The 7,442-nt window shown below is 54.6% G+C and carries 5 protein-coding genes and 1 tRNA gene; 4 read left to right on the top strand and 2 right to left on the bottom strand.

What is annotated here, in order from left to right; genetic code table 11:
* The coding region (locus tag VMY05_01855; GenBank protein HUV29825.1) for a hypothetical protein at positions 1-309 on the bottom strand (309 nt) is incomplete at its 3' end.
* A 290-nt stretch (positions 310-599) separates the two neighbouring features.
* Here VMY05_01855 and VMY05_01850 point away from each other — a divergent pair.
* Complete coding sequence (locus VMY05_01850) at positions 600-1,139, top strand: sigma-70 family RNA polymerase sigma factor (protein ID HUV29824.1); 540 nt, start codon at positions 600-602, stop codon at positions 1,137-1,139.
* A 20-nt stretch (positions 1,140-1,159) separates the two neighbouring features.
* Positions 1,160-3,463, top strand: a complete 2,304-nt coding sequence (locus tag VMY05_01845; protein ID HUV29823.1) for a tetratricopeptide repeat protein — start codon at positions 1,160-1,162, stop codon at positions 3,461-3,463.
* A 200-nt stretch (positions 3,464-3,663) separates the two neighbouring features.
* Here VMY05_01845 and VMY05_01840 read toward each other — a convergent pair.
* Positions 3,664-3,756, bottom strand: a tRNA-Ser gene (locus VMY05_01840).
* Between the two features lie 778 nt (positions 3,757-4,534).
* Here VMY05_01840 and VMY05_01835 point away from each other — a divergent pair.
* On the top strand, positions 4,535-5,086 hold the full coding sequence (locus VMY05_01835; protein HUV29822.1) for a sigma-70 family RNA polymerase sigma factor: 552 nt from the start codon (positions 4,535-4,537) through the stop codon (positions 5,084-5,086).
* Positions 5,083-7,350 (top strand): tetratricopeptide repeat protein, encoded by a 2,268-nt coding sequence (locus tag VMY05_01830; GenBank protein HUV29821.1) that lies wholly within the window; start codon positions 5,083-5,085, stop codon positions 7,348-7,350. The genes VMY05_01835 and VMY05_01830 overlap by 4 nt, the downstream gene beginning before the upstream one ends.
* Positions 7,351-7,442: the final 92 nt, after the last annotated feature.

Raw genomic sequence — 7,442 nt, 5'->3', positions numbered from 1 at the left:
GAATCTGGATCCAGCCACTGGCTGACGTTTCGTATCAACTGAACTGACGAGTCTATATTGAAAGGGATCCGTGGCAGTTTGACTTGACTTCCATTCTTCATAATTGATGGGACTTCTTCCGTAAGGGTCAACCCACCGAGTGATGACTTCTTTGAGCCCATCAAAAGTCTCCGGATTGGGCTTGTCTCCGAAGGATTCGCCCGTACTATATTGACGGGCAATAACTTGGGCAAAAGGGGGGAGCACAACAGAGGAGCCCGATAAGGGAACAAACAAGATTATAAGGGCCTTGAATCCAAAATGTGTCATCAGATCACTTCTATGTTATACTGGTGTTTGTTATCCTACGTGTGTAATCCTGGTGCCATGCAGTCAGAAAACGTACGTAATAACAGCCGGACGAAGGTCCCGTATCTAACAATGTCAGGCGCAAAATATCATACTATTGTGTCTCGTACTTTTTTCGTGCTGCCCGCTGGAAGGGAATCGAAACGCGACAATTTGCCATAATGCAGGCTCCAGCCAGCATAATAGTTGCCTTTTCGTTTCTAGATTGACATTGTAGAGCTTTCAAGGCCACAGCGGTGAGCGGAACCACTTTGCCTATTAACGACTTATACGAAGAGACTCTCAGAGGAAACAAACCGGCCAGAGAGCAGCTTTTTGAGTATTTGTATGCAAGCTTTCACGTCTTCGTCCGGCAAAAGATTGTGGACGCCTATGACTGCGAGGACGTAGTCCAAGACGCAATGGCAAAAATAGCTGCGAAAATCGGATCGGTGCAGATCATGGTAAGTTTCGCAGCTTGGGCACATACAGTGCTCAAGGGCGAGGTCCTTGACTACTACAGAAGGAAATCATCCATTCGGCGCAAGCTTGAGGAGATCTCCTCACAACAGGACACCTCGCCCCTGGCGGAAGAGGACTCAACGCTGATTGGCAGGCTTAAGGATTGTCTTGCGAAAATGAATAAGACAAACAGACGATATGCCCGGATATTGAACCTTCGTTATCAAGGTTATACTACCCGGGAGGTTTGCAGGAAAATTGGAGTCACACGAGACAATCTCTATGTGATGCTGTCAAGAGCCAGATCCATGCTCAAGAGTTGTATGGATGAAGGAGAGATTGGCCGGTGAGCGAATGCAAAGATAAACAGTTGGGTAAGCTGTTGCATGCCTACGAATTAGGCATGCTCAGCGGGGAAGAGAGTGATGCTTTTGAAGTACATGTGCTGGAGTGCAAGTACTGCAATGACAGGGTGCAGCAACTCAGAGATACTTGTAATCTGCTCCGGCATAGCTCGGAACTTCGCGACTTTGTCGGACATCTCGATGAAAACGCGGACACTTCAACTAAGTCATCGGAATCCAAGGAATCTCCCTCAGCCGGGCCATCGAGAAAAAGGTCTCTACTCCCGGCCTGGGCAGCAGCTCTGATAGTACTGGTCATTGTGCTGTTGAAGCCCTGGAGTATTCAGTTCCGGCCGGATGACGAGGTTGTGGCCACCGAGAATCGTTTGGCGATCCTGTATTTTGACAATCTGAGTGACGAAGAGGATGCCCAGAGATTGGGAGAGATCATTACCAGCCTCCTGATAACGGATCTGTCGGAATCCCGGTACATGCAGGTTGTCTCCAGTCAGATGGTCTATGATATCCTTAACCGGATGGGCATGGGCCCAAAGCAGGCGCTTGATAGAGATATCGCCACTAGAGTGGCCAGAGAAGCCCGGGCCAGGTTCATGCTGGTGGGAGATATTATTCAGTCAGGACCGGAGATATCGATTTCTGCTCAGCTTATTGAGGTAGGTACTGGTACTACGATAGCGTCTCAGCGTGTCCTGAGCGGAAGCGACGAGACAGTTTTCTCCCTTGTCGACAGGCTGAGCATTGAAGTCAAGAACGATCTGTCCCTTCCGCTCGCAGCCCGGGACGAACCGGACCGGATGGTTGCCGACGTGACTACTCATTCGACTGAGGCGTATCGGCACTATCTGGGGGGGATTGAGAGCATCTCAAAGCTCAATAATCCAGAAGCTCGGGAGCACTTCAGAATTGCCCTCAAGCATGATTCGACATTTGCCATGGTGTACTACCAATTGTCCACGTTTGTTGGTGCCGGGGAGAGGCGGGCGTTTGCGCAGAAGGCACTGCATTATGTCGACAACGCCAGTTACAAGGATCAACTCTTTATTCGAAGTCGGGCCGCGTGGCTGGCCGGGAAGAAGAAACGAGCTATCTCAATTCAGGAAGAGCTGATCTCAAGGTGGCCTGACGAAAAGCGCGCTTACTATAACTTGGGGCTCTGGTACAGGGACATGGGTGAGTATACAAAGGCGATAAGCCATCTTGAACAGGCCGTCGAGATAGACCCCACATACAGGCTGGCCCTGAATTCCCTTGCTTACGCCTACGATCTGGCAGGTGAATTCGACAAGGCAATTGCTACCCTTGACCGTTATATCGCGGTAGCACCCAAGGAGGCTAACCCGTATGACAGTCGCGGAGAACTGTTCGCTCGGCACGGCCGTTTTGCCGAAGCGAGAGAATCCTACCGGGAAGCCGTCAAGATCAAGCCGGATTTTGGCCAGGCTGCTGCCAAGCTAGCCGACCTATACCTCATTAGCGGCCAATATGACAGTGCCGCAGCCTCCCTTCGAGTTTGGGCGTCAAGGCTGAAAGGCATTGACAGTATCAGGGTGGCTGTTCTTTTCGCGAACATAGCAGCTTACCAGGGAAAGTTCCGAGAGGCTATTAAGATTCTCGATCAAGGAATCGAGGATATCCGCCGCATAGCAGGTGAGGCGCCCGAAGGCCGTCTTTGGACATTCCCACTCATTTGTCAAAGAACACACGTGAAGCTGCACACAGGAAATGCCGAGCAAGGCCTGCAGGAACTCGAGCAAGGCTTCGCGTCGACAACACCGCGCTCCTACCTAGATACCATGGACTATTTAGCTCTCCGCGCATACGGACTCGTCCATACCGAGCAGGCAGCCAGGGCTGAAGAAGCTCTGGCGTTGCTCAAGAGCAAGGCCGGGAACACCAGGCGACAACTCCAGCGGTACTTGACCATAGCCGGATATCATGAACTAAACCAGGGAAATTACCGGGCAGCCGTTGAATTACTGTCAGACGCGATCAAGGATGTCTTAGTGTATTGGGGATTCACCCCCCGGTTCCTCCTCGGCAGAACTTACATGGAGTTGGGGCAGGTTGAAGAAGCGGTCCGTATATTTGAGCAGGAACTCAACGTGTACGATGCGGAACGGCTTAGAGAGCATTTCATGGGCGTCCAGTTGTACTACTACCTGGGTCTGGCCTACGAACGAGCCGGAAGATATACCGAAGCCACCAACCTCTATGTTACGTTCCTGGACATTTGGAAAAACGCCGACCCGGGTATCAGGTCAGTGCAAGACGCCACAGAACGGCTGGCACGATTGAGAAGCAAGTCCTGATCTGACCTGCCCCCGTTAGTGTGCAACTTTTTGAGTTAGTCCTGCGGTAATCCTCGGCCGCCTGAATCCGGTCTCGCGCGCCCGCTTCTCACTCGCCAGAGGCTGAGGACAAACCCCGGCGCACGTTGTCGGATGAATCGCGAATGATAAATTACGTACGATGAATTACGCACGGCAAATCCCCCCGCCCCAAAATAATCTGGCGGAGAGGCAGGGATTCGAACCCTGGATAGAGGTATCACCCCTATAACGGATTAGCAATCCGCCGCCTTCAGCCTCTCGGCCACCTCTCCGTTCAACACTGCCTTGGTCGGTCACCAGACCGATCTAAATAATGCCCCCCGCCCGGACCAAAAGCAAGCGCAATCTTGAGCCGCCGTCCGCGCACGGTCGGAACCGGACCGCACGGGCCGGCTTCGCCTTGATGGCGCCGCGAGAATACCCGGGCGGGAGAGTTTATCAGGCACTGTCGGTCATAATCACGGGAGCCGGCAGTGTGCGATGCCGTGCGGTAAACCTGAAGAGAAGATACTATAGGAAGCGGCGGGAGCCGGTGACTTCAACGGGCACGGCAGAACCGCCGTGCGTTTCCTGTTGTGTGACTCGGCCAGGCACCATAACCCGCGATGTGGCTGCATGAGCCGCCCCTGGCGCCCGGCTGGAGGTCTCGGCGGCCTGGACGGATGACCCCCAGGGGCGGGCGGCCACACCCGATTACCCGGACTGCGGCAATCCGACCGCATATAGGTCGTGCAAAACATTATACTGCTCCTGCCGGGGAAAACGGCTTGAAAATACGTGTAAACGGGTACACTGCATGAGTCGATCGGATAAAAGCAGGGCACTTATAAATACCGCCCGGAGAAGCCGCTCTGTCGGCCGGTTGTCCCGGGACGGTTGTCTGGTCAACCAGGCCGGAAACTAAACTGCCTGCAACCGCCATACTACTTTTCTGGAGACTACGAAAACGAGTGCGTGCCGGTCCGGCCGGGCTGATCGGAATCCCCTGATCAAAGCCATCGAGAAATGCTGTTGATAAAGCGAAACGGTCGTACTATTATGGGACCGGCGATGGAACCGATGTCAGGCATCGACGAATTGTATTCTCTGGCCCATGGTGGTGATGCCGCCGCCAGGGCCAGCTTATATGCCCGCCTTCTTGTATGTTTTCGGGTTATTATTCGACATCGAATGTGGGGGGATGAGGACGCTGAGGATGTTGCCCAGGATGCCCTTCTCGCCGTGGTGGCTAAATTTGACGAACTCACGGTCGAGTCGAGTTTTGCCGCCTGGGCATACAGGATTCTGCATAACAAGATCGTGGATCATTTCAGGCTAAAGAAGATCCGTACTGACAAGATAAGGCAGCTAGGCCAACGGCGGACAGGAGCAGTAGTGAGCGACCCGGATCCAATGCTCAAGGTGAGGATCAAGACCTGCTTTAGGAAGATTCATCAGACGCACCGGCGGCACGCCCGCATCCTCAGCCTTCACTTTCAGGGTTATACGACGGACGAGATATGCCTTCGTCTGGGGATTACCCGTAACAACTGCTGGGTCACTCTGTCGCGAGCGCGAACGATGCTGGAGAAGTGTCTCAGTCAGGAGGATGAGGGCTCATGAGTCGGTGTATCGACAAGCAGTATGGTGACATGCTCTACGCTTATGAACTGGGGATGCTATCTGAGGAAGAAAGCAGGGCCTTTGAGCAGCATCTGATCGAATGTGAGTTCTGCTGTTTGCGTGCGGAGAAGAACCTCGACGTCGCCGAACTGGTTCGTCACGACCCGGAGATTCACGATTACGCGATTTCGCTGGCGGAAAAGGAAGCGGCCGGTGCGGCGCCGTTGAGGAAACGGATCTGGAGCCGGTGGAAGTATTCTATGCCCGTGGCGGCGGCGATTCTGCTCCTCCTGTTACTCGTTGACTGGCAGGTCGACATCCGTACCGACAATGAAGCTGTGGCATCTGATAACCGGCTCGCGGTCCTCCAGTTCACGAACGTGGCCGAGCCGCAGGATCAGGATCACTTGAGTGATATTGCCACTAATCTGCTTATCGCCGATTTGGGCGAATCGAAGTACCTGCGGGTTATATCCAGCGCGTACATGCTCGATCTGGCGAGTGCCCGAGGCATTGACAGAAGCGAAATCCAGCGGCCGGAAGCTGCCATCGAGTTGGCCCGCGAGGCGCGAGCCAACTGGATCCTGACCGGAGAACTACTCCGGGTAGACTCCGGAATCGTCATAACCTCGCGGCTGGCTGAGGTGACAACGGGCAACGTTCTGTCGACCCAGCGCGTGACCGGTGGGCCGGATGAAGACATTTTCTCGGTGATCGACAGATTGAGCGCGCAGATTCGACTGGACCTTCCGCTGCCGATCCTGGCCCGGGAGGCGACGGACCTTCCGATTTCTGACATCACCACCCACTCGGCCGATGCGTTTCGACACTATCTTAGCGGCGTCGAATTCGTCACTCGTTTCTACACAGCCGAGGGAATCGCAGAGTTCGAGCGGGCACTGGAGTATGATTCGACTTTTGCGATGGCTTACTACTACCTTTCGCAGTCCCGAAACCGGGATTTGATTGAGCAGGCCCGGAAGTACAGTGAACACGCCAGCCAAAAAGAGAAACACTACATCGAGAGCCGGTATCATCTCATTCGCGGGGATACGGCCCTGGCCATCAGTCTCCTTCAAGATTTGATCGAGGAGTACCCCGATGAAGCGTATGCCTTCTGGCAGCTGGGCTTCATCCAGCGGATGACCGGCAAGGTCAGAGAAGCGATACCGTATTTCGAGGCGGCCCTCAGAGTCAATCCGTTCTATCGCAGTGCCTACAACTCGCTGGCCTACGCCTACGACAACACCGGCGATTGGGAACGGGCCATCCTGTCGGTCAACCGCTATATCGAGATTGCTCCCGATGAACCCAACCCGTATGACACCCGCGGTGATCTCTTCCTGCACCATGGTGACGTCGATGCAGCTCTTAAATCGTATCTGCAAGCTCTGAGAATAAAGCCGGACCACTTCACTACGCTCCAGACCTGCGGCCACCTCTACCTTCTCAAGCAAGACTACGAGCGCGCCGACAGCTGTTACCGCGTATGCGCCCTGCGTGGAGAAGACGGCTTGCGCGCGCGTGCCCGGGAATTTCTGGCCTACGTTCCACTGGCCCAGGGGCAGTTCACCAGCACTCTGGCCGTGCTGGACAGCATGGCAGCGGTTGACATGACCGACCGTCAATTTGAAGCGGCAGTGAGAAAGCGGCTCATGAAAGCCCGCATACTGGCCGAACTCGGCGACTTCAGGCAGGCAATTGCCACTATCGAAGCCTGTGAGCAGATTGGCGAACCGATCAGCGCAGGGGCCAGGCTGCTCTGTCGCACCGATCGGGTTCAGACGTTGACCGACGCGGGCCAACTTGCGCAGGCCGAGTCCGCCCTTGAAGTGATTCGCTCGGAGCACATGTCGGACAGTTCGCTGCCGTGGAACTACTGGTATCTGCGTGGCTATATCGACTTCAGCCAGGGCAGGATCGCATCAGCGATCAGTGCCTTCACTGAAATTCACTCGGGCAGCCTACATTTTCCGGTTCGGTACTGGTTGGCCCGGGCCTATCTTGCAGACGGGCACCTGAGTCAAGCGAGCGATGCTTTTGAGGCAATCTGGGACGACTACTCGGCCGAACGATACTACTATGGCATCTGGTTCGTTAAAGCCCGCTATTTCCTCGGTCAGACGTACGAGGAGTCTAACTGGCCGGACAAAGCCATCGAGCAGTACGAGGCGTTTCTGTCCCGTTGGGACAATGCCGATGCCACTCCCCCCGAAATCACGGATGCCCGGGACCGATTGTCGAGGTTGCGTGCAGGAAGCTGATGGACGCGATCACATACTACCAATAAGAACGTGCCGGCGTCGCCTATAGTATGATCGACCGACCGGTGACGAATACTCGAAGATCAATGACT

It is taken from the genome of Acidobacteriota bacterium (assembly GCA_035529075.1).
In the GTDB taxonomy this organism is placed as follows: Bacteria; Zixibacteria; MSB-5A5; order GN15; family FEB-12; genus DATKXK01.
Note: the sequence above shows the minus strand (reverse complement) of the source record. Positions and strands in the feature narration are given on the sequence as shown.